19 protein-coding genes are annotated in these 26,871 nt (G+C 66.0%); 8 read left to right on the top strand and 11 right to left on the bottom strand.

The window, feature by feature from the left end:
• The first annotated feature begins 144 nt into the window (after window positions 1-144).
• From AC5O77_RS01515 to AC5O77_RS01505, 3 genes are all read left to right on the top strand, one after another.
• On the top strand, window positions 145-1,719 hold the full coding sequence (locus tag AC5O77_RS01515) for a S15 peptidase family protein (RefSeq protein WP_049461085.1): 1,575 nt from the start codon (window positions 145-147) through the stop codon (window positions 1,717-1,719).
• Between the two features lie 87 nt (window positions 1,720-1,806).
• Entirely contained in the window at window positions 1,807-3,258 is a 1,452-nt protein-coding gene (locus AC5O77_RS01510) for a S41 family peptidase (protein WP_478057403.1), read from the top strand.
• Window positions 3,259-3,306: 48 nt separating this feature from the next.
• Entirely contained in the window at window positions 3,307-3,459 is a 153-nt protein-coding gene (locus AC5O77_RS01505; RefSeq protein ID WP_478057402.1) for a hypothetical protein, read from the top strand.
• Window positions 3,460-3,471: 12 nt separating this feature from the next.
• On the opposite strand, the gene AC5O77_RS01500 is transcribed toward AC5O77_RS01505, so the two are convergent.
• From AC5O77_RS01500 to AC5O77_RS01475, 6 genes are read right to left on the bottom strand one after another with little or no spacing between them, the layout of a single operon-like run.
• Window positions 3,472-4,491, bottom strand: a complete 1,020-nt coding sequence (locus tag AC5O77_RS01500; RefSeq protein WP_478057401.1) for a sugar kinase — start codon at window positions 4,489-4,491, stop codon at window positions 3,472-3,474.
• 10 nt (window positions 4,492-4,501) lie between these two features.
• Complete coding sequence (locus AC5O77_RS01495; protein ID WP_494506365.1) at window positions 4,502-5,689, bottom strand: GDSL-type esterase/lipase family protein; 1,188 nt, start codon at window positions 5,687-5,689, stop codon at window positions 4,502-4,504.
• 14 nt (window positions 5,690-5,703) lie between these two features.
• Window positions 5,704-6,456, bottom strand: a complete 753-nt coding sequence (locus tag AC5O77_RS01490) for an SDR family NAD(P)-dependent oxidoreductase (protein ID WP_478057399.1) — start codon at window positions 6,454-6,456, stop codon at window positions 5,704-5,706.
• A 60-nt stretch (window positions 6,457-6,516) separates the two neighbouring features.
• Window positions 6,517-7,821, bottom strand: a complete 1,305-nt coding sequence (locus tag AC5O77_RS01485; protein WP_478057398.1) for an MFS transporter — start codon at window positions 7,819-7,821, stop codon at window positions 6,517-6,519.
• A complete protein-coding gene (locus AC5O77_RS01480; RefSeq protein ID WP_478057397.1) occupies window positions 7,818-10,046 on the bottom strand; it encodes an oligoalginate lyase in 2,229 nt (742 codons plus the stop codon). Before AC5O77_RS01480 ends, AC5O77_RS01485 begins: the two co-directional genes overlap by 4 nt.
• Window positions 10,043-11,482, bottom strand: coding sequence for a polysaccharide lyase 6 family protein (locus tag AC5O77_RS01475; RefSeq protein WP_478057396.1), 1,440 nt, complete (start codon window positions 11,480-11,482; stop codon window positions 10,043-10,045). Before AC5O77_RS01475 ends, AC5O77_RS01480 begins: the two co-directional genes overlap by 4 nt.
• Before the next feature lie 241 nt (window positions 11,483-11,723).
• Here AC5O77_RS01475 and AC5O77_RS01470 point away from each other — a divergent pair, with 241 nt between their 5' ends.
• The 3 genes from AC5O77_RS01470 to AC5O77_RS01460 all read left to right on the top strand — a co-directional run bounded on the left by AC5O77_RS01470 (window position 11,724) and on the right by AC5O77_RS01460 (window position 16,131).
• Window positions 11,724-14,615 carry a TonB-dependent receptor gene (locus AC5O77_RS01470; RefSeq protein WP_478057395.1) on the top strand — a complete coding sequence of 964 codons (2,892 nt, stop codon included), beginning with the start codon at window positions 11,724-11,726 and terminating at the stop codon, window positions 14,613-14,615.
• Window positions 14,616-14,717: 102 nt separating this feature from the next.
• Window positions 14,718-15,461, top strand: coding sequence for a FadR/GntR family transcriptional regulator (locus AC5O77_RS01465; protein WP_049401514.1), 744 nt, complete (start codon window positions 14,718-14,720; stop codon window positions 15,459-15,461).
• A 178-nt stretch (window positions 15,462-15,639) separates the two neighbouring features.
• Window positions 15,640-16,131, top strand: a complete 492-nt coding sequence (locus AC5O77_RS01460; RefSeq protein WP_478057394.1) for a hypothetical protein — start codon at window positions 15,640-15,642, stop codon at window positions 16,129-16,131.
• Window positions 16,132-16,258: 127 nt separating this feature from the next.
• Here the strand turns inward: AC5O77_RS01460 and AC5O77_RS01455 are convergent, their stop codons facing one another.
• A complete protein-coding gene (locus AC5O77_RS01455) occupies window positions 16,259-17,905 on the bottom strand; it encodes a fatty acid--CoA ligase (RefSeq protein ID WP_478057393.1) in 1,647 nt (548 codons plus the stop codon).
• Between the two features lie 129 nt (window positions 17,906-18,034).
• Here AC5O77_RS01455 and AC5O77_RS01450 point away from each other — a divergent pair, with 129 nt between their 5' ends.
• Window positions 18,035-18,709, top strand: a complete 675-nt coding sequence (locus tag AC5O77_RS01450) for a response regulator transcription factor (protein ID WP_032127250.1) — start codon at window positions 18,035-18,037, stop codon at window positions 18,707-18,709.
• 4 nt (window positions 18,710-18,713) lie between these two features.
• Here the strand turns inward: AC5O77_RS01450 and AC5O77_RS01445 are convergent, their stop codons facing one another.
• From AC5O77_RS01445 to AC5O77_RS01430, 4 genes are read right to left on the bottom strand one after another with little or no spacing between them, the layout of a single operon-like run.
• Complete coding sequence (locus AC5O77_RS01445; RefSeq protein WP_478057392.1) at window positions 18,714-22,043, bottom strand: hybrid sensor histidine kinase/response regulator; 3,330 nt, start codon at window positions 22,041-22,043, stop codon at window positions 18,714-18,716.
• A gap of 36 nt (window positions 22,044-22,079) precedes the next feature.
• Window positions 22,080-22,556 carry a MaoC family dehydratase gene (locus AC5O77_RS01440; RefSeq protein WP_478057391.1) on the bottom strand — a complete coding sequence of 159 codons (477 nt, stop codon included), beginning with the start codon at window positions 22,554-22,556 and terminating at the stop codon, window positions 22,080-22,082.
• Window positions 22,553-23,431, bottom strand: coding sequence for an alpha/beta fold hydrolase (locus tag AC5O77_RS01435; protein WP_478057390.1), 879 nt, complete (start codon window positions 23,429-23,431; stop codon window positions 22,553-22,555). Before AC5O77_RS01435 ends, AC5O77_RS01440 begins: the two co-directional genes overlap by 4 nt.
• Window positions 23,432-23,463: 32 nt before the next feature.
• Window positions 23,464-25,626 (bottom strand): TonB-dependent receptor, encoded by a 2,163-nt coding sequence (locus AC5O77_RS01430; RefSeq protein ID WP_478057452.1) that lies wholly within the window; start codon window positions 25,624-25,626, stop codon window positions 23,464-23,466.
• A gap of 221 nt (window positions 25,627-25,847) precedes the next feature.
• Between AC5O77_RS01430 and AC5O77_RS01425 the strand changes: the two genes are divergently transcribed.
• Window positions 25,848-26,852 (top strand): extracellular catalytic domain type 1 short-chain-length polyhydroxyalkanoate depolymerase, encoded by a 1,005-nt coding sequence (locus AC5O77_RS01425; RefSeq protein ID WP_478057389.1) that lies wholly within the window; start codon window positions 25,848-25,850, stop codon window positions 26,850-26,852.
• The last annotated feature ends 19 nt before the right edge of the window (window positions 26,853-26,871 follow it).

Raw genomic sequence — 26,871 nt, 5'->3', positions numbered from 1 at the left:
TTCATCCTTGGGGCCCAGCTCTCATAGCATCGATCCCATAGGCCGGCAATGCAGCAAACGTCATGTTGCGTCGCAAGGTGCCACCCACCATTCGCACTGGTACGGTCCAACCCGTTGCACCACCACCGACGGGGACAGACGACGATGCGCAAGGTATTGCTGCTGTTGATCCTGCTGACCGGACTGGCGCCCACCGCCTGGGCCGCCACGGTCAAGACCACCCACCGGACCATTCCCAGCTGGGATGGAACGCCTCTCGGGGCCTTCGTCATCGAGCCGCAGGACGCGGGCAGCGGGCGCTATCCACTGCTGGTGATGCCCAGCAGCTGGGCGGTACCCAGCGTGGAGTATGTGGGGGTGGCGCAGTCGCTGGCGCGGCGCGGCTATGTGGTGATCAGCTACAGTTCGCGGGGTTTCTGGGAGTCCGGCGGCAGCATCGACATCGCAGGGCCAGCCACGGTCGAAGATGTCAGCGCCCTGATTGATTGGGCGCTGGACAACACCCGCGCCGATCCAGCCCGGATCGGCGTTTCGGGCATTTCCTACGGCGCAGGCACCAGCCTGCTGGCGGCGGCGCGCGATCCACGCATCAAGGCCGTGGCGGCGCTGAGTGGCTGGGCCGATCTGCAGGCCTCGCTGTACAGCAACGACACCCCCAGCGCACAGGGCATCGCCTTGCTGGTGGCAGCCGGCCTGGCCACCGGCCGCCCGGGACCGGAACTGACGACCATCAATCGCAATGTACTGGTCGGCAACTACCAGGGCGCGGTGGATTCGCTGTTGCCGGTGGCGGCGCAGCGCAGCCCCGGGGCCAGCATCGATGAGATCAACGCCAACCAACCAGCGGTGTTCCTCGCCAACGCCTTCAACGACAGCCTGTTCCCGCCGGGCCAGCTGGTCGATTTCTTCACCCGGTTGAAAGGCCCCAAGCAGTTGCAGTTGCGCCACGGCGATCATGCGCTCAACGAAGCCTTTGGCGCTCTGGGTGTTCCCAACGAGGTCTACGATTCGGTGGGCGACTGGTTCGACCATTACCTCAAGGGTGAAGCCAATGGCATCGACCGCCAGCCTGCAGTACAGCTGAAATCGCAGAAGGGCAGCTGGAGTACCTATCCGAACTGGCAGGCGACCAATGCCGGCGCTGTCAGCTATGCGCTGAGCGCACCCAAAGGACTTCTGCTGCCCACGGGCGGCCTCGTCGCGAGCGGCAGCAGCACCGGCTGGAGTTACCGGATCGGCAGCGGGCTGCTGACCGCCGCCAACTCCGGCGTGGCGATGGCCTCCGGTGCATTGCAGATGATCAACCTGCCGCCGGGTGCCTATGTGCCCTTCGTGGGCCGCAACGCCGCAGGTGTCTGGCAGGGGCCGATCCAGTGGAGTGCGCAGCGCCTGGATGGAACGCCGGAGGTACGCTTGACCGTCACGCCCAGCCGCGCCAACACCACGCTGTACGCCTACCTGTACGCCGAGGATGTGCTGGGCAACGGCCAGCTGATCAGCCACAAGCCCTATACGCTGCGTGGTGCCACGCCGGGGCAGGCGAAGACCATCGACCTGCGGTTGGAAGCCAGCAGCTGGAACCTTCCGGCCGGCAGCCGCCTGACCCTGGTGGTGGACACCGTGGACCTGCGGTACGCGGGCATCAGCCAGCTGGGTGGCACGGTGACTTTCAGTTCGCCGGCCAATGCGCCATCAGTGTTGAAGGTGCCGTTGCATTGATGGAAGGCCGCGCCCGTTGCGGCGGGCGCGGTACGCCAGGCAGTAGAACTGCGAGACTGGCGTTTGTTCCGGGGACGGGAAGAATTCATGGTCATTGCATGGCTGTTGCTCGGTGCAGTGCTTGCGGCACCTACCGCGCAAGGCGCGCCGATCGACTGGTCGGATACGCTGTTGAAGGATCTGGACGCTGCCGACGCCGCCATGCGCGGCAGCCATCCGGGCGCCGTGGACCTGCGGAATCCTGGTTTCGGCGCACAGCTGGACGATGCCCTGGCGCTTGCACGCTCGCGCGCGGAACGGGTCGCCAGCTACCCGGGCTACTGGTGGGCGATGAAGGGCTATGCGGCGGCGTTCAATGATGGCCATGTCAGCCTCAATGCGCTTGCCGATGCTCCCGATCTTCCAACGCAGTGGCCGGGCTTCCTGACCGGCTTCGATGGCGACGCACAGGTGGTCATGACCGTGGATGGTGGTCCGGGCCATCCGCCGCTGGGGGCTCGAATGCTGGCCTGCGATGGCATCGATGCGCAGACGCTGGCTGCACGCCGGGTGGGTGACTTCAACGGGCGCTGGAACCTGCAGGCCAGCCGCATCCAGGGTGGCGGTGAAGTGCTGCTCGAACAGGGCAATCCTTACGTGCCTGCATTGCGTACCTGCGTTTTCCAGGTGGGCGGACGTGAGACATCCTATGCACTGCGGTGGCAGCCACTGCAGGCAGCACAGCGCAAGGAGCGCCTGGCCGATACCCGGCGCAGCTTCCGTCCCCCCAACGGCTGGCACGCGATGCCCGATGGCAGTTACTGGATCACCACCAGCAGCTTCAATGCCGACCCTGCGGAGCAGAACTTCAAGGAACTGACCGCGCTGCTTGAGCAGCTTGCACCGCAAGCCGAAGGGTTGCAGCAGGCACCGACGGTGGTGCTGGACGTGCGTGGCAACACTGGCGGTGCTTCGCAATGGAGCATCGAACTGGCGCGATTGATCTGGGGCCGGGCCGCTGTCGACGCGCTGCCCGACCGCAGCTGGGTAGAGTGGCGGACCTCGGAGGGCAACATCGCCCAGCTTCGCGGCTTCCTGCAGACGCTGGAACAGGTGCCCGACGCGTCGCCCGAGCTGCGTCGCATGCTGGAATCGGTGACGGCAGGCATGGCGCAGGCTCGCGGCCGGGGTGAGGCTTTGTGGCGCGAGCCATCCGAGGCCAGCACAGACCCAGCATCCGCCGCAAGCCAGGCCGGACCTGTGCGCAAGGGCAGGGTCCTGGTTGTGGCCGATGCTTCCTGTGGCTCGGCCTGCCTGGATGCATTGGACCTCTGGAAGCGGCTGGGCGCGGTGCAGGTGGGCCTCGAGACCTCGGCCGACAGTCTGTACATGGACGTGCGGCCGGAGCGGTTGCCCAGCGGGCTGGCCAGGATCTCGGTGCCGATGAAGGTGTTCCGTGGGCGGGTACGTGGTTCGAATGAACCGCACGTGCCCGATCATCGCTATACGGGCGACATGCGCGACACCCGGGCGCTGGAAGCGTGGCTGCTGACGCTGTAGATGCGCGCAGGACCTCGTGCAGGGCTGAATTCCGCAGGAGAGGATCGCATGAGCATCCCGCCACCCAGCGCTGCCAGGCCGCCATCGCGGGCAGGAGCCTTCCGTCGTTGGATGCTGACACCCGGTGCATTGCTCGGCGTGGCGCTGCTGATGTACATGGTCGGCGTACGTGTGCCGCTGGCCAGGCTGAGCGGCCTGTAGGGCGGAGCGAGATCAGCGCCGGACGTCGAACTGGTCACTCTCCAGCAGCGCCCAGACATCGGCCTCGCGCACGGGACTGAAGTCTCCGGGAATGGAGTGCTTCAGCGCACCTGCCGCCAGACCGAAGCGCACGGTGCTCTCTGCATCGAACCCGGACGCCAGCCCGTGCAGGATGCCTGCCGCGAACGCATCGCCGCCGCCAATGCGATCAACGATACCGGGCAATGGCCGCGAGGGGGCCTGCGCACGGGTACCGTCGCGTCCCAACAGCAGCGCGCCCAGGATGTGATGGTCTGCACTCACCACGTCGCGCTGGGTGCAGGCCAGCCACTGCAGGTGCGGGAGCGCCGCGAACGCGGCCGCTGCAGCCGCCTCGGTCCGCGCGATGGGGCTGTCCTCGGCGAAGCGCAGTCCCAGCACCAGTTCGATATCGCGATGGTCGGCAAAGACGATATCCGCCTCTGCGAACAGCTCCCGCAGGATGGCGGCGGCGTTGCCGCCCCAACGCTGCCAGAGCGAAGGTCGGTAGTTGCCGTCGAAGGACACACGCACGCCTGACCTGCGTGCGGCCCGTGCAGCGCTCAAGACGGATTCGGCCACATTGGCGCCCAGCGCGGGACTGACGCCGGAAAGGTGCAGCCACTGCGCATCACGCAACAGCGTTGGCCAGTCATGGTCGGCAAGTGCAGTGTTGGCGAATGCCGAACCTGCCCGGTCATACACCACTTCACTGGCGCGCTGCAGCGCGCCGGTGGCCAGGAAATACAGGCCCATGCGGTCTCGGTCGACTTCACGCACACTTGCCACGCCCACACCATGCCGCCGCAGCTCGGCCACGGCATGCCGGCCCAGCGCGTTGCCGGGCACCGTACTGACCATCTGCACATCGTGGCCGAAACAGGCCAGTGAGACCGCCACATTGGCCTCGGCGCCTCCCATGTGGACCTGCAGCTGCGGCGTCTGCAGCAGCAGTTCCCGACCGGGTGCGCCCAGGCGCAGCAGCAGTTCACCGAAACAAACGACGCGGCTCATCGGTTCTCTCTCACTCGGTGGGGGTGCAGCCCAGCATGCGCAGATCGATGGCATCGGCCATGCGCCGGTAGCCTTCGTCATTGGGGTGCAGGTGGTCGCGGGTGATGTCGTTGGGCAACGATTCCACGGCCTTCGGGTCACGCAGCGCGGCATCGAAATCGATGATGCCATCGAACCCGGTCTTCCCACCGCGTGCCCACTGGTTGATCGAGGTGCGGGTCGCTGCGGACACGGGCTCGTAGCGCTCGGAACCACCGAATGGGGTCAACGTACCCAGCCAGGCGCGGATGCCGTGCGCATGCAGTCGCGCTGCAACCTGCTGATAGCCCAGCAGCATGTCCGCCGCACTGCGTCCAGGCAGCGGCTGCGTGCCACCACCGTGGCGGATGTCATTGATGCCCTCGAACAGGATGACCTGATCGGCATCGGCCACCGCGATCACATCGCGATCCAATCGTGACAGGGCGCTGTGGCTGCGGCCATGGTCAAGCAGCTTGTTGCCGCTGATGCCCTGATTGAGTACCACGAACCGGTTCGGGCAGGCTTGCTGCAGGCGCTGCGCCAATCGCTCCGGCCACTGGTTGAAGGTACCGCGACGGGCGGTGGCACCTTCCGTGATGGAATCGCCGAGTGCCACGATCACCTGGGGACGATCAGCGCGCTGCACCATCACGGCCGAGAACACGTTCTGCTGGTAGCTCAGCCGCACGCTGTCGGCAACCGATGTCTGCCTGCCGTCCGCTACCCGCACTTCGGTGCGGCGCACGGCGGGATGGGTAGGCTGCGGGAAGTAGGCCGTTACGCTGATCTCCTGCAGCGCCGCCACCGGCATCGGTACCGGGTCGCTCAGCAGCGCGGCACCCACCGGCACCTCGATGACCGCGCGGCCATCCACCGTTACCGGCAGAGGGGCGGACGTGCCGTTTTTCACTCCTGCGCGCAGGTCCTCGACCCGTAACGGCGCCGTGCCGAGTTCGTTGCTGATGCGCAGCCGCAACGCATCGCCACGGCTGCCGATGCGCATGTCCTGGCGCACGGTCTGCGCGGCGAACTGTACGGGGGCCTCGGCGGTGCCATCCTTGCGGTCCGGTGCCGGCGAGGCGGTCCACGCGGTGACCCAGACCGGTGCGGCCAACGCGCCAGGCGCGGCCGCGGCGGAACAGATCGTCAATGAAAGCAGGAGGGTCCAGCGCTGCATGGTCAGGATTCCAGTCAGGAGAAGTAGGTGCCGCCGTTGACGTCCAGATTCGCACCGGTGATGAACGCCGCCGCATCCGAGGCCAGGAATACAGCAGCGTCGGCGGCTTCGTCCGGTGCCCCTTGGCGGCGCAGCGGGGTAGCGCCGGCAACGGCCGTGCGTACTTCCGGCTTGGTGAACTCATCATGGAAACGGGTGGCGATCATGCCGCAGCACAGTGCATTCACGCGGATGCCCTTCGGCCCCAGCTCCTTGGCCATGGCACGGGTGAAGGTCATCACTGCCGCCTTGGCGGTGGCGTAGATCGATGCCCCCGGGCCGCCGCCATCACGACCTGCCTGCGAGGCGAAGTTGACGATGGCCGCGCCGTCACGCATGTGCGGCACCACCGCGTGCGTGGTCAGGTAGGTCGAGGTCAGATTCAGGTCCATCACGGCGTGGAAGAACGCCGGGTCGATGTCGGCCAGCGGCCGACGCTGCACCATGCCACCGGCCACGTTCACCAGCAGGTCGATACGCTCGCCGAACACGGCCTGTACCGCAGCGACCAGGCCGGCCACGGCGGCGGCATCGGTGACGTCGGCGCGATGCACGATGGCCTGGCCACCGGCCGCCTGGATCTGTGCCAGCGTTTCCTGGGCACTGGCTTCATCATGGGCGTAGTTGATGCAGACGCGTGCACCGGCGGCAGCCAGTTTGATCGAAACGGCGCGGCCGATATCGCGGCCACCACCGGTGACAATGGCCACCTTGTCCTGGAACGACATGCGGAAAACTCCTTGGTTTGCGGGGGAATGGATGTACTTGGAAAAGAAGGAGACCCAGGCTCAGCCGCCGCGACGGTCGAGCTTCTGGATAGGTCCGGTCCACCACCACAGCGCAGCCAGAGACAGCGGCACCAGCGCGGCAACGAGGATGAAGATCGGGGCGTAGGAGTGACGGGTCAGCACCGGCACCAGCCAGGTGGTGATCAAGGTGCCTGCGACGGCCGCCAGGCCGCCCAGGCCTGCCAGCGTGCCCACCGAACGGCCGTCGAACAGGTCGCCGGGCAGGGTCTGGATGTTGCCGATGGCTACCTGGAAGCCGAACAGCACCGCAGCGATCGCCAGCACTGCCAGCAGCGGCTGGTTGGCCAGCACAGCACCCAGCAGGGCAGGGGCCATGATCACGCACCCCAGGGTGATGGCCAGCTTGCGGGCGCGGTCCACGCTGTGTCCGGCGCGGATCATGCGACCCGACAGCCAGCCGCCACTGAGGCTGCCCAGCATCGCGCCGACGAAGGGTACCCAGGCGAACAGGCCGATCTGCTTGATGTCGAAGCCGAAGGTTTCAGCGAGATAGATCGGCAGCCAGGACACGAAAAGCCACCAGATAGGATCCAGCAGGAAGCGGCAGGCGAGCATGCCCCAGCTCTGGCGATGGGCCAGCAGCTCGCGCACGCTGGCCTTCGGCGCAACCTCTGTCTGTTGCCCGGCCTGGTCTTCCTGGATCAGCCGGCGCTCGGCATCGCTCACCCACGGATGCTTGTCCGGCCCGGCGCGGTAGACAAACAGCCACGGCAGCAGCCACAGGAAGCCGATCGCACCGACCAGCACGAAGGTGCCGCGCCAGCCCAGCCACAGATAGAGGCCGGCGATGGCGGGTGCGGAGACGATCGCGCCGATCGACGCACCCGCGTTGAACACGCCCTGCGCCAACGCGCGTTCGCGCGCAGGGAACCACTCGGCATTGGCTTTGACCGCGCCGGGCCACGCACCCGCTTCGCTGATGCCGAGCATCGCCCTTACCAGGCTGAAGGAGAGCATCGAATGGGTGATCGAGTGCAGCGCGATCGAGATCGACCACACGCTGATCGACAGGGCGAACCCCAGGCGCGTGCCGATCATGTCGAACAGGCGCCCGAACAGGAACTGGCCGGCGGCGTAGAACAGCATGAACACCGTTACCAGCAGGGCATAGTCGTCCTTGGTCGCGCCTACTTCCCTGGCAATTTCCGGCCACATCACCGCCAGTGCATTGCGGTCGATGTAGTTGATGACCGTAGCGACGGCGATCAGGCCCACGATCAACCAGCGCACTGCTGAACGCACCGGCACCTTGCGCAGGTTGGCAACCACGGCAGGGCCGTTCATTTTCCGTCACCCTTGCTGCGGTCCATGCGTGCATGGCTGCCGCTCCAGCGGTAGGCATGGCCGTCCACGGTCACGCTGTGTTCACCCTTGGCGCTGCTGTCGTCGGCCACGCCGAGGGCGATGCGTGCACCGCTGGCCAGGCGCAGTTCGATCACCTCTGCATCGCTGCCCCGGCTGCGCACGATGTCCTTGATGCGGCTGTCCGCACCGTGCACGTACTCGGCGGTGCCGTTGTACTCGCCATGCGGCTCCAGCACGCTGAAGAACGTGACGTCCTTCTGGCCGTCCACGCGTTGCAGCAGGGCCGGTTCACGGCGCAGGTTGAATTCCGGATCGTTGGCACCGCTTTCCACCAGCAGCGCCTGCGCAGGCGCACTGCTGCCGAAGCGGTAGGTGTAGAAGCGCCCATCCAGCAGCCACGCCAGCGAGCGCGGTTCGCTGCCGGGCGAGCTGCGTGCATCCAGCCACAGGTGCTGGTAGCCGTTGTCCTTGCCCAGCACCGGGCGCTGGGCAGGGAAGTGTTCTGCCTCGAAGCCGGTGGTGACGATGTGGCCGTTGAAGTGCAGCGGCAGGTCGTAGCGCGCGGCCTTGTCACCGTGCACCTGCAGCAGGTCCAGCACCACCGGCAGGCCCAGGTCGGGGTGGCGCAGCAGCGCCTGGGTGCGGGTGAACACCACGCCGGGGTAGGCATCGCGCATGGTCGCCGAGGCAACCTGGGTATCGGCATCGGCCTGGAAGAAGCGCACCTGCGGGGCACGCTCCTCGCCGCGCTTCCAGTCGCCCTTGAAGTGGCTCTGTTCGTCCACCACCAGAGTGTTGTGGGCCACGGTCTGTTTGGCCCAGCTGCGGTTCTCGGCCAGGTAGATGCCACCCCGCTTGGCTTCCACGTTGAGGAAGCGGGCAGCGCCGTAGTCGGTCACCACCGGATTGCCGTTGTCGTAGAACAGCCAGTTGAGTTTGTCGAAGTGGCCATGGCCCATGCCCTGCATCGTGTCCTTCTGCACCAGCGCCTGGCCGCGTTCGCCGTTCATGCGCAGGATCGCCAGGCCACCGCGGTCGCCGTCCGGGCCATCGCGCAGCAGCATCGGACGGTAATCGAAGGGCTTGGCCTTGTTGGCGGCCAGTGCCTGCGCCACCTGTAGTCCCTCGGGGGACAACAGCAGCCGTTTCTGCTGCTGGGCCACCGACAACAGGCGGTCGTCACCGGTGCGCGCATAGGCGATGCCGATACCGGCCACCAGTTCCTCGGTATCGATGCCCTTGTCCAGGATGGCATCGTTGATCGGGAAGAACAGGCCGTCATAGCTGGACTGCACCAGCACATCCACCGCCTTCAGCAGCACGCCGTCGCGGCGCGCGAAGATCCTGCGCTGCGGCTCGTTGCGTTCGATGGCGTTGGCGAACAGCAGGAACGGTGCCAGTGCGTAGCGCTGGTAGTACGGGCCTTCCTCGTAATAGCCATCGGGCGAGAACAGCAGATCGATCTGGCGAAGGAAGCCGAACTGATCGTTCTTCTGGCTGCCGCGCAACGATTTCTCCACCAGCTCAGGGTCGCGCAGCACGTAGCCGGTCATGCCAGTGGCGGCCACCGCCCAGGTGGCATGGTTGTGGATCTGGTCGTAGTTCTTCGGCTCGCTGACGAGGAACTCAGCCATCGGCCGGAACACCTTCGATTCGATGGTGTCGCGGTCCTCGGCGGACAGCGCGTCGCGGATCGCGTCGTAGCCCTGGATGGCGTTGACCAGCCACACCGAATCGTTGAGCACCTGCCAGAACACGCGGCCTGGAATCTGTCCGCGGCCTTCGGGGTGCGGGCCCAGGGTGGGGTAGAGCCTGGCGTACTGCAGCAGCATGTCGCGCGCGTAGTCGACATAGACCTTGTCGCCGGTCAGCCGGTACAGGGTGCCGGCCGCCATCAGGGCCTGGTAGTTGCGCTTGTGCTGTTCATGGGTGCGGCCGCCGCCCTTGTCCTTCGGTACCGGCACGTCGATGCCGGCCTTCATCATCTTCTTCAGCGATTTTTCCGTGCGCGCCTGTTCCTTGGCGAACCACGGGTAGCGGCCGCCTTCGCTGGCCATCCGCTGCCACTGCGCTGCGGTCACCAGCACCGGCGCGGTGTCGGCCTGCCTCGCTGCGGCAGCGGGGGCTGCGAACAGCGGCGCGGCCGGCAGCAGGGCAAAGGGGGTGGCCAGGGCCAGGGAGACGAACAGCGGCTGCAACCTCATCGATCAACTCCATTGCGGGTGCGTGACAGGGCAACTTCGCCCACCTTGGGATACCAGTCGACGCCGGTCGCCTCGCGCGCGGTCATCGCCAGGGCAGGATCGGCGCCCACGGCGGGCAGGGCGGGCGCGGCCACCCACAATCCGCTGGCAGCCTGCTGCAGGCTGACGCCACGCCCCTCTACGCCGCCCGGGAATACGGTGCTGGCTGCCGGTGACTGCACGTTGCCACTGAAGTCGATGCCGGCCAGCGAACTGGCGGCATTCGGCGGGTTCCTGCTGCTGCGGTTGACGATCAGGTTGGCGCTGAAGCGGCTGTTGCTGGCGGCGACCACGATGCCCTTGGCCTCATCATGGCCGACGCCGAAACTGATCTTCGCCACGTCCACGAAAGTATTGCGGCTGATCGTGGCATTCACCACCGGCGCATAGCCGGACAGCGGCGGATCGGCCTGCGCGTCCATCACCGCCAGCGCGGAACGGTTGCTGGAGCCGGCCAGTCGTTCGAAGTAATTGTTGCTGACGGTCTGGTCGGCATTGATGATGCGCACGCCGCCGGTGCCGGTCTTGTCGTCGCCCAGGAACACGTTGTCGATCACCCGGTTACCGTTGCCATGGCGTAGCGTGAGCGCGCCGGCCGAACGGTAGAACACGTTGCCGCGGTAGGTATTGCCGCCGGACTTGTTGCTGATGATCTCGGTCTCGCCGTCGCAGCCTTCGAACCAGTTGTTCTCCACCGTACTGTTGGAATCGCTCAACGAAGTGTCGCTGGTGCCGACGCGGAGGGTTTCGCCGCCGTTGACGCCCAGCGCCGGGCGCGGTCCGAACCAGTTGTGGTCGATGCGGTGCTGGTTGTCCAGGCCCTGGGTGGCATCGCGCACCACCACTACCGTGGGCCCGGCGTTGGTCTTGCCGCGCAGCTGGCTGTGATCCAACCGGTTGTTGCTGCCATACAGCGATACCCAGTAGTCCTGGTCGCTGGCATCGGGGTTGGTGTAGTCATCGATCACCAGGCCGGTCACCCGGCTGTGGCGGGCCACCGCCTTGCTGGATTCGCGGAACGCCACCACCGCATCACCCGGCGTATAGCCGTTGCGGAACACCAGGTTGGACACCTGCAGGTAGCTGCCCGCCAGGCGCAGGTCCGAACGTCCGCTGAGGACGACCTTGCCGGCGGTCTGCGCGCGCAACACGATCGGCGCGGCTGCCGTGCCCTGGCCTTTCAGCAGCAACCGCGCGTCGGTCCAGGTGCCGTCAGCCAACACGATCTCATCGCCGGGCTGCAGCGCCGAGGCGGCGGTAGTGAACTCAGCGACATCGTGGACGAGCCAGCTGGCTGCACTTGCCGCTGAAGTGGTCAGGCACATTGCCAGACCAGTGGTCAGGCAAAACAGTGATGGATTGTTGAGCGGATGTCGAGCAAGCGGACGAATGAGCATGAAATCCTTCCATAGACGGCCGGGCCGTCGTTTCAGGGTGGGTCTGCATACCACTTCCGGGTCCGTTGTAAGCCAGCTTTCGCGCAAAGTCATGCTGCATGAGCACATTAAATTGCACTCAACTGGTATGGATGAAAGGCATTTGAACATTCGCATACCAATTGGTTGACATTTTCATGTCACCGTGCCGAAGCTGCGTCCCACGCCTGGCATGCAGGCGATCCTTTGGGAGGAGGAAACCATGCGGCGACCCGCCGGAGCAGTGCACAGCATCTCGTTGTCCCCCACACCCCTGATCGTGGCGCTGCTTGCCGTGCTGGCGGGCATGCCCGCGGCCCAAGCGCAGTCCAGCAAGGACGCGTCAGGGCAGGATCCCACCACGCTGGACCAGGTGCAGGTCACCGGCATCCGCGAATCAATGCAGAGTTCGATCAACAAGAAGCGCGACGACACGGTCATCGCCGACGTGCTCTCGGCCGATGACATCGGCGACCTGCCGGCACCGTCGCTGGCTGATGCGATCGAGACCTTGACCGGCGCCGCCTCGACCCGCGACAAGACCGGCGCCTCGGAGATCTCCATCCGGGGCCTGGGCGCCTTCCTCAGCAGCACCAACTTCAATGGCCGCGAGATCACCAACGGCAGCGGCGACCGCTCGGTGAACTTCAACATGTTCCCGGCCGAGCTGATCAACACGGTGGCCATCTACAAGACCCAGCGCGCCGACATCATCGAAGGCGGCGTGGCCGGCACCATCGGCCTGGAAACAGTGCGCCCACTGGAGTACGGCAAGCGTGCAGCGCAGCTGGACCTGCGCGGCAGCTGGGCGGAGTACGACAGCAAGTACCGTGACAAGGACGGCATCGGCTATCGCGGCACCGCCAGCTACATCGATCAGTTCGAGTTCGGCAACGGGCAGAAGCTTGGCATTTCGCTGGGCTTCCAGCGCCTGGATGGCACCGATCCGGAAGAGAGCATTACCAGCGGTTCCACCTGGTATGCCTGCGATGGCACGCAGAACGTGGGCAATGCCAACTGCAACGAAGTGTCCGCGCAGGCCATCGCCAACGGCGCGCCGTACTACCTGGTGCCGAGCAGCCGCATCTACCGGCTCAAGCAGGAGCGCAACGACCGGCAGAGCGAGTTCGCCGCGCTGCAGTGGCGGCCCAATGACGTGGTCGAGCTGAATGTCGACTTCGAGCACACCGAGCGCAACTGGTATGAGAACCGCAGCGATCTGAGCCTGTCCAACGCACGACGCGGCATCACCCAGCGCGAGGTTGACGAAGACGGTATCGTGCGCCACCTGCACGGCAGCACCTCGATTGATTCCACCTCCAACCGCTACTGGCGTGGCGAGGAATACACCGGGGGTGGCCTGAACCTGATCCTGCGCCCGACCCCGGCCTGGGAGCTGTCTACCGATCTTTCCTACTCGCACACCAATCGCCTCGACAGCGAGCGCATGACGCGCCTGCGCGCCAACCAGCGCGACGTCAACAATGCCGTCGTGCCCGGTATCAGCAGTGGTGCCACCGGCTACGTGGACTATGACTGGGACTGGCACGGCGAAGTGCCCAGTGTTGCCCTGGCGCCGAACTTCGACCCCAACAACTGGGACGCCTATACGGGGGCGGCGCGGGTGACCTCCAGCGCCACCGAGAATGACCACAGGATCAAGGCCGGCCGCTTCGATGCCAGCTTCATGCCGGAGTCCGGTTTCTTCACCCGCATCAAGGGCGGCGTGCGCGCCAGCCAGGTCGACTACCGCCTGCGCGACAACACCCTGGTAACCGACTACGACCAGCGCGTGGCGGCCGACAAAGCGAAGATCATCGCCGCCAACCAGGCCTGCCGTGCACCCTTCCCGCAGGATGACTTCATGGATGCCGCCAGCGGAAACACGATCTCCTCGTGGGCGTACTTCGATCCGAACTGCCTGTACCAGTCGTTCCGCGGCAGCCTCGACAGCGGGCTGGATCCGGGTTTCCAGGATCCGAACAATGTCGATATCACCGAGAAGACACGCGCGCTCTATCTGATGGGTGAGTTCAGCAGCACCCTGTTCGGCTTGCCGGTGACCGGCAACCTCGGCCTGCGCTGGGTCAAGACCGATGTTCGTTCTGAAGGCGTGCGTACCGGGCTGCGCATCGAGGACAACGGTGACGGGACGATCCGCCTGCAACCCACCGGCGAGTACAGCACGCAGGTGTTCAAGGCGGGCAACGACAAGCTGCTGCCCAGCCTCAACGCGGCCTTCGAGCTGCGCCCGGACGTGTTGCTGCGGGTCGGTGCATATCGCGCGATGTCACGGCCGGACATTGCCGCGCTGGGTGCCGGGCGCACCATCAACGTGAGCAGTGATGCCACCTACGGCAACCTGGCCGACGCGCTGGATGACATCAGCGCCAGCGGCAACCCCGCCGCGCAGCCGCTGATGTCCTGGAACGGCGACCTTTCCCTGGAGTGGTACCCGAACCCGGACACGATGCTGGCCGGCGCGGTGTACTGGAAGCAGTTCAACGGCGGCACCGCCACTGCGCTGGTGCCGGAGACCTACACCATCGACGGCCAGAGCGTGACCGTGCCGGTGCGGCAGCAGGTAACCACCGACGAGAACAGCACGCTGACCGGCTTCGAGCTGACCGCCACCCATCGACTGTCGTACCTGCCCAAGCCGTTCGACGGGCTGGGTTTCAAGCTGAGCTACAACTACGCCGATGCCGACTATCAGACCCAGGACTCGCGACTGGGCGAGCAGCTGGCCAGCGATGGCACGATCATTCCGGCCATCGTGCCACCGGCTGGCCTGAGTGGTTTCTCGCGGCACGTGCTGTCCGGCTCGATCTACTGGGACGTCGGGCGCTTCAACATCCAGGCCATCGGCAAGTTCCGCTCGCACTACTACCAGGACTTCACCGGCAACACCGCGCAGCAGAACCGCTACTACGATGACAACACCAGCGTGGACCTGCGCCTGCGCTACCGGGTGAACAAGCAGTTGTCGCTGTCGCTGGAGCTGATGAACCTGACCAACGAGCCGCGCGTGGCCTACCAGCCGCTTTATGGGAACTTCCGCGAAGTGGTGACCTACGGGCGGCGTGCGTATTTCGGTGTACGATACAAGTTCTGAACAGGGCGGCGCGGCCAGTGGTCGCGCCGTCGCTCCAACCGGACCCTTGCCGGCCGCGGTGGCAGGGCAGGGACCCGGAAGGAATCGCCAAGGGTCAGCCGCATGTCCGCCAACCGCCTTTACCAGACCATCGCTGCCAAGCTCCGCAAGCTGATCGAGGACGGCGAATTTCCGCCGGGCTCGCGGCTGCCGGGCGAGCGTGAGCTGGCCGAACGGTTCGGTGTCAGCCGGGTCACCATCCGCGAAGCCGAGATCGCACTGGAAGCGCAGGGCTGGATCGCCATCCGCATCGGCTCGGGCGTGCATGTGAAACCGCGCCCGACGCAGGCGTCCGGCGGGCTGCCGGATGTCAGCGCCTTCGACCTCACCGCCGCCCGCGCGGTATTCGAGGCCGAGGCCGCCGCTCTGGCTGCAAGCAATCTGGATGATGCCGGCATTGCCGAGCTGCAGGCGTTGGCCGAAGCGCTGTGCCGTCGCGACCTGAGTGACGCGGAAGCCGGCGAGTACGACCGCCGTTTCCACCTGGCCATCGCACGGCTTTCCGGCAACCCGGTGGTGGAATTCTTCGTGCAGCAGATCTGGCGCATGCGCAGCGAACTGCCTCGGGTGACCGAGGTCTATGCCCGGGTCTGCCATGATGATGGCGCCAGCCGTGCGGACGAGCACATGGCGATCTTCGAAGCCCTGCGCGCGCGTGATCCGGTGGCCGCGCGCAATGCGATGCGCCTTCACTTCCAGCGCCTGTTCGAAGCCATGCTGCAGGCGACCGAAAGCCAGGCGCTGGAGGAGATCCGCCGCCGCACGCAGCAGGACCGCGAACGGTTCATGGCAACGACGCGGATCTAAGCGCCGCGTTCAACACAATCGGCGCTGCGACCTTCAGCAGGGCAGCTCGCGCTCGAAGCCTGATGGATATGAGAAATGGGCATGACTGCACCGATGCCCAGCCTGTCCGCAATGCCTACACTGCCCGCGGGTCATAGACGGCCCGTTGAGAAAGCTGCATACACACAAGGAGCAGGGTATGAAGTTCTCGCTGTTGGGCGCGGCGCTGCCATTGGTGCTGGCACTGAGTGGAGTCCCCGGTGGAAGCGTCAATGCAGGACCGATCGCGGGCACCGCGACCGCCACTGTAGTTGCGAAGGCCACGTACGCGTCGGATTCGCTGGAAGCCGGCTACATCGTCGATTGGATCAAACGGAATTCGCCCGCCTACGCGCCGGCGTTGCAGACGGGCGAACTGGCCATCTCGCACAGCTATCAGTCTGCTGGCAGCCTGAAGCCGGCCGGTGCGGCGGGCCCGCCTGTTCCATTGCCTGCACGCGGTGTGGAGGGCGAGGTCATCTCGATCTCCAATACCTTGCCGAGCGGTGCTTCCGAGTCGTGGACATACCGATGGTCGAGTGGGTCGTGGAAGCTGATCAAGTACAGCTTTGATGCATGCCAGGGCCCCGCCAGCATCGGTGCGAAGGGATCCGGCACGGAGATCGCTGCGAAGGGACCCTGCATCGACTGAGAGTGACCGGTCCTGGCAGAACTGAACCAGGTCTGCTGCAGAGCAGTGGTGCCCCGGGAGATCATCGTCCCGGGGCGCCGCTTCATACCTTGGCGCGCGAGCATTGACCTCGGCAATCGGGCGGAGATCACCCACGGCCCGAGCCAGTCGCTGGGTCATGCAACCCACGCAGCTTCTTCTTGTTGATCTTGCCCACGCTGGTCCGCTCGATCGATTCCACGAAACTGACCCGTTCCGGAATCGCATACCGCGAGATGTCCCCGGAGCGGCTTCGCGCAGCGACCAGTTCGATGATCTCCGCTTCGGTCACCACACTGCCCGGCTGCCTGACAACCAGCGGCAATGGCCGCTCGCCCCATTTCGTGTCGGCGATGCCGATCACCGCGACTTCGCTGACCGCCGGATGCAGGGCGATGATGTCCTCCAGGGCGAGCGAGGAGATCCACTCACCGCCGGTCTTGATCACATCCTTGATACGGTCGGTCACCCTCAGGTAGCCGCACTCATCGATGTTGCCGATGTCCCCGGTATGCAGATAGCCTCCCGCCCACAGTGCTGCAGATGCATCCGGATTGTGCAGGTAGCCCTGGGTGAGCCAGGGTGCGCGCACGACGACCTCTCCGGTGGCGATGCCATCGTGGGCGACATCCTTCATGTCCGGGTCGACGATGCGCAGGTCCACCAGCGGTACCGGTATGCCGGCCTTGGTGCGCAGCGACAGCACCTCATCGGCATCGGTCACGCTGTCCACGTCGATCTGGGCGATGGTGAGCAGAGGGCAGGTCTCGGACATGCCATAGCCGCCGAAGATGTCGATGCCCCGCGCCAGTGCACGCTGCGCCAGCGCACGCGGCAGGGCGGCACCGCCGATGATCACCTTCCAGCCCTCCAGGTCGGTCTGCGTCGCGTCCGGATGCTCCAGCAGCATGTGGAGGATGGTTGGCACGCAGTGCGAGAAGGTCACCTTCTCACGCGCGATCAATGCCAGCAGCTTCGCAGGCAGGTAGCGCCCCGGATAGACCTGCCTGATGCCCATCGCCGTAGCCACGTAGGGCAGGCCCCACGCGTGAACATGGAACATCGGAGTCATGGGCATGTAGACATCGTCACGATGCAGGCGGCCTTGACGGGGTGCACCGCCAAGCGCGGCCATCGCCGCCAGCGAATGCAACACCAGCTGCCGGTGGCTGAAATACACGCCCTTGGGCAACCCGGTGGTTCCGGTGGTGTAGAACACCGTGGCACGGGCGTTCTCGTCGAAGTCCGGGAAGCGGACGATCGGCGTGGCATCGCGCAACCCCGCTTCGTACTCGGTGGCGAAGCCTGGCGGCAGCGGACCGCCTGCATCGTCCAGCAGGATGCGCGTGCGCAGGTCCGGCAGCTGCTCGTCGATGGCGTCCAGCAGCGGCAGGAACTCGCGGTTGGCCAGGATCACCCGCGCCCCGCTGTGGTTCAGCGTGTAGGCGATCTGCTCTGGGGCCAGGCGCACGTTCACCATCATCAGCACCGCACCGATCATCGGCACGGCGAAGTAGGCCTCCAGGTAGCGGTTGCTGTCCCAGTCCATCACCGCCACCGTGTCGCCGTGGCCGACTCCCAGCGAGGTCAACAGGCCGGCCAGCTGGCCGATGCGCGCCTGCAGGGTGCGGTAGTCGAATCGGACCTGGTCGCCGTAGACGATTTCCTGTTCAGGGCTCACCGCCAGCGGCATCAGCAGCAGCTGCTTGATCAGCAGTGGATAGGCATGGGCATCGGGAGTGGGGGCGCATGACATGGCATTTCCTCGTGGGCGGCGTTGCGGTCGCCGGCCTTCTACGCACCACACTAGCAAGCCCTTCCTGCTGCACCAGCGTACCTAGGTACCTGTTCGCGCGCGCACCCGATTTGATAATCTCGCCAGGACATGCCCACCCTGCTCATCGCCGACGATCACCCCTTGTTCCGCGCGGCACTGCATCGCGCGGCGGAAGAGGCGGTCGCCGATCTGCAGATCAGCGAAGCTGATTCGCTGGACAGCGTGCTGGAGGTGATCGAGAACCAGTCGATCGATCTGATGCTGCTGGACCTGCACATGCCGGGCAACCACGGACTGGCCGGGCTGGCCACGATCCGTGCGTTGCAGCCTGGCCTGGCGATCATCATCGTCTCCGCCAACGAGGAGCCGCAGGTCATCCGGCGTGCCATCGACCTTGGCGCCGCGGGCTATCTGCCCAAGAGCTCGGGTTTGAACGAGCTGCAGTCCGCGCTGCAGTCCGTGCTGGAGGGCGAGCGCTGGATCCCGGCGCTGCTGCGCGAACCGGTGGCCCGGGTGGCGACGTTCAGCAGGGATGCCGACCTGGCCGCGCGCCTGGCCAGCCTGTCGGCACATCAGTACAAGGTACTGGGGCTGGTGGCCGAGGGCCTGCTCAACAAGCAGATTGCCGACCGGCTGGGCGTACAGCTGCGCACGGTCAAGGCACACATGACACGCATCATGGAGCGGCTGGGCGTGCGCAACCGCGCGCAGGCCATCCGCGTGCTGCACGAAATGGGATTGGCCGATCCGTCCCGGCAGATCGAAGAACTGCCTGAGCCCTGACCGGTCAGGGCGTGGTGCTGGCCGCCAGCAGGTGGTTGATCGCCCAGCGCAGCGCCAACGGTTTGAACGGCTTGTTGAGCAGGGACAGCCCAACGCCGCGCACCGCCTCGCGCGTATCGCTGCCGGCATCCGCACTGAGGATCACCGTCGGCCGCAGCCCATGCATGCCTACCAGCCGCTTCCACAGCGCAACACCGGTATCGCCATCATCCAGGTGATAGTCGAACAGCCACAGCGCCGCCTCGTGCGCTGAGGGTCCGATGTCATCGGCGTTGCCTGCCGCGATGACATCGCAACCCCAGGAAAGCAGCAGCTGCCGCATCGCCTCCAATGCGTCCGGGTCGTTGTCGACCACCAGCACGCGGACTCCCTTGAGCGCGCTGCTGCCGGCTGCCGGCGGCGAGCTGCGCGGGGTCGCAGGGGGTGCTGCGCGTTGCACGCTGATCGAGAAGGCCGAGCCATGCTCGGGCACGCTGCGCAGGTGCAGGGGTGCGTGCAGCAGGTCGGCGATGCGGTGTGCGATGGTCAAGCCCAGGCCCAGTCCCTGGCCGTTGCTGCGATCGACCCGGTGGAACTCCTCGAACACCACCGCCTGCTGCTCCGGAGCAATGCCGGGGCCGGTGTCATGCACACCGATCAGCAGCGCCTGTCCCTGGCGGCGCACACCGAGCAACACACCGCCATGGCGGGTGTAACGAATGGCATTGGCCAGGAAGTTCTGCAGCACCCGGCGCAGCAGCAGGGGGTCGCTATGGACCCAGGCCTGGCTCCGCACATGGCGGAACTGCAGGCCGCGCGCCGCCGCCAGTACCGCGAACTCCTGCGCGAGCGGATCGAGGACGGTCGACAGCGCGAAGGGGCGCGGATCGGCGACCAGCCCGCCCGCCTCAAGACGGGAGATATCCAGCAGCCCGGACAGCAGGTCGTCGGTGGAGTCCAGCGCACCACGGATCTGGCGCAGGAAACTGTCGAGGAACTCCGATTCGATGTGCTGCGACATCGCATCGGTCAGCAGCTGCGCCGCATGCAGTGGCTGGATCAGGTCGTGGCCGACCGCCGTCAGGAAGCGTGTCTTGGCAACGTTGGCGCGCTCGGCTTCGTGCACTGCCTGTTCCAGCCGTGCGGTGCGGTCCTGCACGCGGCGCTCGAGGGTTTCGTTGCTGCGCTTGAGCGCTTCCTCGGCACGCCGGAAGGCGGTGACGTCGGTGAAGGTCGCCACGTAGCCACCGCCGGGCATTGGATTGCCACGGATCTCGACGATGGTGTTGTCGGGGAAGATCCGTTCGGACAGATGCGGCGTGCCACGCCGCATGTGTGCGGCGCGACGCTGCAGGGCCTTGTCGCGAGAGTCACCAGGGCCGTCGCCGATCTTCAGTTCGGCCAGCGCCCACGCTGTCAGATTGACCACCGGCTGCCCGACCTGCAGCAACTCGGGCGGAAACTTGAACAACGCGGCGTAGCGGCTGTTCCAGGCCACCAGCTGCAGCTGCGCGTCGACCACGCTGATGCCCTGGCTCATGTTTTCCAGCGCCGCTTCCAGCAGGCGCTGGTTGAAGCGCAGCGCCTGGGTGGCTTCGCCCACAGCACGGGTCACCGCATCCAAGGGCGCGGCACCGCCATCGCGAGCGGCCTCCACCAGCAGGCGCGCCATGCCCGCGCCGACCACGGCGCTCAGTTCGCGTTCGATGGTGATGACCCGGTCGTCGTCCAGCAGCTGCCCGGCATTTCCATCCATCAGTTGCCGGGCCCGCTCCTGGCCGAGGAAGCGTCCGGCCGTCCTGCGCAGCGAGGCTGCCGCCACCGCATCCCGTCGTCGCGGCAACGAGGGACGCACCGCGCGCGACACCAGCGCAACCGTCAGCAGGTTGACCGCCAGACTGACGCCCATGCTGATGGCGATATGGCCCGACTGCAGGCGCAGCGAGACCACGGACAGCCAGTGCAGGTCATCGGGGCCCGAGGCTGGCGGCGTGGCAGGGATCACCATCGGCAGCAGCACCAGCCACAGCCAGGCCAACGACCCCAGCACGATGCCGGCGATGATGGCCGGAGAGGGCGTGCGCGGGCGATACACCGCCAGCAGGACCGCCGGCGCCAGCTGCGAGAGGGCGGTGAAGGACATCAGGCCGAAATCGCTGAGTGCCTCGGTGTCGCTCATCGCCCGGCTGTACAGCCACGACATCAGGAACACGGCGAGGATGCCGGCACGGCGGAAGGCCAGCACGCGTGGACGCAGGTCGGCTGCTGCGGCACCGCCGGCTATGCCGTCCAGCAACCGTGAGCCGAAGCCATGGTTGCCGAGCATGATCGACAGGGTCAGCCCGGACAGGATCATCATGCCGGTGGCGGCGCTCAGGCTGCCCAGATAGGCCAGCAAGGCCAGCAGGTGGTGGCCACCGGCCTGCGGCAGCGCCAGCACGTACAGGTCAGGCGACACCGATGCGGGCAGCTGCGCGGCACCGGCCAGCGCCATCGGCACCGACGGCAGCCCGATCAGCAGCAGGTAGACCGGGAACAACCAGCGTGCCGTCTTCAGGTCCGAGGTCTGGCGCAGCTCGACCACGCCGACATGGAACTGGTGCGGCAGGGTAAACGCGGAGATCGCGCCCAGCGCGACCATGGTGAGATAGTCCGGCATGATGGCCGGTGGCGGCAGCTGCGCCATCTTTTCCAGCAGCGGCGTGCCCGCCTGGCGCACCGACAGCGCGGCATAGAGGCCAATGGCGAGCAGCGCCACCAGCTTCAATACCGACTCCAGCCCCAGCGCGACCACGATGCCACGATTGGGCTCGGTGGCCGATGCCTTGCGTGCACCGAACAGCAGGGTGAACGCCGCCATCGTCAACGCGAACCAGAACGACATGTCCAGCTGCGCGGCAGCAGGCGCGAAACGATCGCCCAGCAGCGCGCCCAGGCCCTGACTGACAGCCTTCAACTGCAGGGCGATGTAGGGAATGATGCCGAACAGTGCCACCAGGGTGATGGTGAAGCCGAGGCCGCGATCGGTACGCAGTCGTGCGACGACCAGATCAGCGATGGTGGCACTGTTGTGCTGCTTGGCCAGCCGCCCCAGGCGGAGCAGGAAGGGCAGGCCGAACGCAAAGATCAACGCCATGCCGGCCAGGGTGGGTGGAATCGGGAAGCCCCATTGCAGTCCCTGCGAGGCCGCGCCGTAGTAGGTCCACGCGGTGCAGTGCACGGCCAGCGACAGCGCATAGATGAGCGGCCATGCCTTCGAAAGCCGGTGCCCCCTGCGCTCACCCCACAGCGCCACGCCAAACAGCAGTGCGGTCCATGCAATGCAGGCGAAGAGGACGATGGAGGGCGTCAACATCGCTCCAGTGTAGGGAGAGAACCGGGCAGGGTGGTGCTAGGGAGCGACCACGATCAGTGACAGCTGCTCAGCGACCAGTGCCAGCTCGCCATCGGCAACCCGCTCGACGGCCTTGCGCTGGGTCAGCAGCCACTGGCCGGGCTGGCGCGCGTCCAGCGACAGCAGCTGCGAGCGTACCCGCACCCCGGACCCGCTGGGTACCGGCGCCAGGAAGCGGACCTTGTTGAGGCCGTAGTTGAGCACATGGGCGATGCCGGGGAAGCCGGTGAGGGCGGCCACATCGTCCTGCACGGTGAGCGAGAGCAGCAGGAAGCCGTGCGCGATGGTCTGCCCGCCCGGCAGCTGCATCTGCGCGCGGCCTGGATCGACGTGGATCCAGTTGTGGTCGCCGGTGGCGTCGGCAAAGGCATCGATGCGCGCCTGGTCCACGTGGGTCACGCCACTCACCCGCTCGCTGGCCGCCCACTGCTGCAACGCCTGCAGCGCGGGAGGCAGGTTGCTCTCCGCACTCACGCCACACGCTCCAGCAAGGTCAGGATCGCGTCACGTGCCTCTGGCTCGGACAGCATCGGAGCATGTCCCACATCCGGCACTTCCACCAGGCGGGCACTTTCCGAGGTGGCCGCCATCTGCCGCGCGACATCGACCGGCAGGATGTCGGACAGCGCACCGCGCACCACCAGTACCGGCACCCGTGCGGTCAGCCCACGAACCGCACGCCACAGCACCGGCCGCAGCAACCACAGCAGCCACGGACGTGTCGTTCGGATCACGGCCGGATCGTAATCCAGCTCCAGCAGTCCATCGCTGCGCGGGCGGAAGGTGCGCACCGCCATCTGCCGCCAGTCGTCGGTACTGAAGCGAGGGAACGCGGCCTTGCCGATGGATTCCACGTAAGCGGTGGCCTGCACCAGGTCCATCGGCGGCACCGGCTTGCCGGCGTACTTGCCGATCCGTGCCAGCGCCTCACGCGGTACCTTGGGGCCGGCATCGTTGAGCACCGCGCCCGCGATCCGCTCGGGCGCGCGCGAGGCGAGGGTGATGGTCACCAGCACGCCCAGCGAGGTACCGACGAATACCGCCTTGTCGATGTTCTGCGAGCGCAGCAGCGCGACCATGTCATCTGCATAGGCACGCGGGTTGTAGCTGGACGGGTCATATGCGCGTTCCGACCCTGCGCGACCGCGCAGGTCGACCGCGATCACGCGCCAGCCCTCGGCGGTGAGCACATCGGCAAGCGCATCGAAATCGGCGCCATTGCGGGTCAGCCCGGGAATGCAGACCACCGTGCCACGCGCTGCCTGCCCCGCATCGGGTGCATGGTCGCGCGCGTGCAGCCGCAACCCATCATTGCTGTTCCAGTACAGGTCGTCGTGGGACTGCGTCATGCAGAAGCTTCCTGGAGATCGTAACGGATGCGCTAGAAATCGTAACGGACGCTGAGGCTATATTGGCGTGGCGGACCATAGAAGCCAATCAGCGTGCCGACCGCCGGGATGTTGTAGCCGGTGGTGCGGTATTCCTTGTCGGCCAGGTTGGTGCCCTGCAGCGAGAAGGTCCACGCATCATCCAGGCGCCAGATGACGCCGGCATTGACCAGGCCGTAGCCCTGCTGGCGGATCACCGGGCTGAGATCAGTGGTCGGCCACACTTCGCTCTGGTAGCTGTAGCTCACCCGTGCTGACAGGTTGCTGCCGTTGGCCAGGTCGGTGCGGTATTCCACGTTGAATGCACCTGAGAATTCCGGTGCATTGGTGAACTTCATCTGCCTGGCCACGTTGACGCCACGATCCATGTACTCGTCGTACTTGGTATCCAGCCACGCCAGGTTGCCGGAAATCAACCAGTGCTGGCTGGGCAGGTACTGGTACTCGACTTCCAGGCCTTTGACCTTACCTGCGCCGGCATTGGTGAAATCACCGAAGAAGGAGTCATCGACACCGTCGCCATTGGTATCCAGGCCGGTGAACACCGACAACTGGATGTCCTTGTACTTGTTGTAGAAGGCCGACAGATTGAGGAACAGGCGCTGGTCGAGGAAGGCCATCTTGCTGCCGACCTCGTAGCTGTCCACGGTCTCGTCATCGAACGGTTCGGCCGAGCGCGGCACGGCCACAGCGTTGGCGCGGATGTTGTAGCCACCGGACTTGAAGCCACGCGTGGCCAGGCCGTAGACCATGATGTCCGGAGTGATCTGGTAGTCCAGCGAGACCTTGGGCGAGACGTTCTTGAAGTTGGTCTTCTTGTCGAAGTCCGCGGTCACCGCCACCGGCCGGCTGAAACCCGGGTCGGCGTACAGGCGGTTCAGCACGATCGCGCGCTTGTCCTCGTCGGTGTAACGGGCACCGACATCCAGCTTGAGTTTGCTGGTCAGGTCGAAGGTCCAGTCTGCGTAGAGCGCGATGCTGTCGGTCAACACCTTGCCCTGGTTGTCGGCGAACTGCGCACTGAAGTAGTTGTTCTGGATCTGGCCGCCCGCCTCGCCACTGAACTGGTACAGGCCGACCACACCGCGCACCCGGCCGCCGGCATCGTAGTTCAATTGCACTTCGTTGCTGACCTGGTCGTCGTGATAGGTGCCACCCACGTCGGCCAGCTTGACCGGCGCGGTATCGAAGTCGATGTTGGCCTCGCTGTCCGATTCACGCTTGGCGACCACGTACTTCAGTGCAATGTCCTCGTTCGGCCGCCAGTTCACCGTGGCCGAGGCACCCTTGCTCTCCACGTTGTTGAGGTTGCGCATGCCCGAGCGGATGTCATAGCGGCTGTCCATCGGCGGGTATGCGCGCAGGAACGGATTGGGCGCCAGCATCTTCGAACCGCGCATGCCGGACTGGTCATCGATCCAGTCCAGTGCGAACTGCACGTCGAAGTCATCGCCCGCGTACGCGCCGACGTTCAGTCGGGCGGCATTGATCTGCTTGTCGCTGACCGGCTGGCCGTTGAAGGTGTTCTCGCCAAACCCGTCGTGGTTCATGCTGGCCACCGCCACGCGGGCGCGCAGGCCACTGTCGGCGCCGCCAATCGGGCCGCCGATGGCCGCCTTCGCATCCAGCTGGCTGTAGTTGCCCACGGTGATCTGGGCGAAGCCCTCGGTCTGGGTGGGCAGGCCGCGCGAGATGTACTTGATCGCGCCGCCGATGGTGTTCTTGCCGTAGAGCGTGCCCTGCGGGCCGCGCAGTACCTCGATGCGCGAGACATCGAACACATCCAGCAGCGCACCCTGCGGACGTGCGATGTAGACGTCATCCAGGTAGATGCCGACGCCCGGGTCCGCGCCCCAGGTGGGGTCGGACTGGCCGATGCCACGGATGTAGGCGGTGACCGTGCTGCTGGCGCCGCGCGCCGCGTAGATGGTCAGGTTGGGCACCTGCGCATCGAGGTCGCTGATGTCCTGGACATTCATCTTGTCCAGCGCCTCGGAGGTAAATGCGGTGACGGCAACCGGCACCTCCTGCAGGGTCTCCTCACGCTTGCGCGCAGTGACCTTGATGCTGTCCAGGTTGGTCGGCGAAGCGGATCTGCCTGCCGTCGGTGATTCCTGTGCCAGTACCGGCCCCGTGGCCAGCAGCGCGCCGATCATGAGACTCAAACAATTCCGTTTCATTCGGTCCTCCCCCAGGCATGAGCGTGCGGATGGCCCATTGCCACCCCTGCAGCCAAGGCTAGCGGTGTCATCGGCCAGCAGCGAGTGGACCTAGGTCCAGTCGGCAGCGGCCGGTGGATGCGGATACTGGTCGCGCCCCCAGCCGGAAGCGGTCCCCGGTACTCCTTCATCCACGACTCACGCACGAGGATCAGGTCATGAAATCCGGAATCGATTCGATCAAGGCGGTACTGCTGGTGTTGTGCAGCTGGCTGGCGATGGCGGGCAGCGCGCTTGCCGCTGGCCCGGCCGGGCATTGGGATATCGGCCTGTACGGCAATCTGTTCGGCGCCCGCGAGTACCAGGTATGGGTGCCGGCCGGCTATGACGACAGCCGGCCGCTTCCGCTGCTGCTGGTGCTGCATGGCTGTGTGACCGGGCCGAACCTGATGGGCGAGGCGTCAGGCTTCAATGATGTGGCCGACACGGAGGGGTTCATCGTGGTCTACCCCCGGCAGAACGTCACCTCCAATCCGGCCCGCTGCTGGAACTGGCAGCTGCCGATCAACCAGGCCCGCGACAGTGGCGAAGCATCGATCCTGGCCGGCATCGTGGACAAGGTGAAAGCGGGCTACAGCGTGGATCCGCACCGGGTCTATGTCACCGGCATTTCCGCGGGCGGCGCGATGACCTCGATCATGCTGGCCTGCTATTCGGATGTGTTCGCTGCCGGCGCCATCCATTCCGGTGGCATGTTCAAGGGTGCGACCACGATTTCCGGTAGCGCCTATGCGTTGCTGGCCGGCAGCATCTATTCGCCGGACAGCAATGGCCGTCTGGCCTGGCAGTGCTCGGGATCGCCGTCGCCGCGACCGCTGCCGGTGCTGGTGTTCCATGGCAGCGCCGATCTCACCGTCAATCCGGTGAACGGCCAGCAGGCGGTGCGCCAGTTCCTGCAGACCAATGATCTGGCCGACGACGGCCTGGACAACGACTCGGTGAAGTACGCGCCGACCAGCAGCTATCACGGCCAGGTGCCGGGTGGACGTGCGTATACGGTGGATACCTACGCCTACGGTGGCAGAACGCTGGTGCAGCACTATGTGGTGCAGGGCATGGGCCACGCGTGGAGCGGCAGCCAGTCTGGCTTGCCGTTCACCGACCCGAAGGGGCCGGATGCCACGCTGATCACCTGGCTGTTCCTGGAGGACTACCAGCGCTGAGGGGAAGGGCAATCCTTGC

This window comes from Stenotrophomonas sp. INTA L402-1 (assembly GCF_059295135.1).
This window is presented reverse-complemented; position numbering and strand designations above follow the sequence as displayed.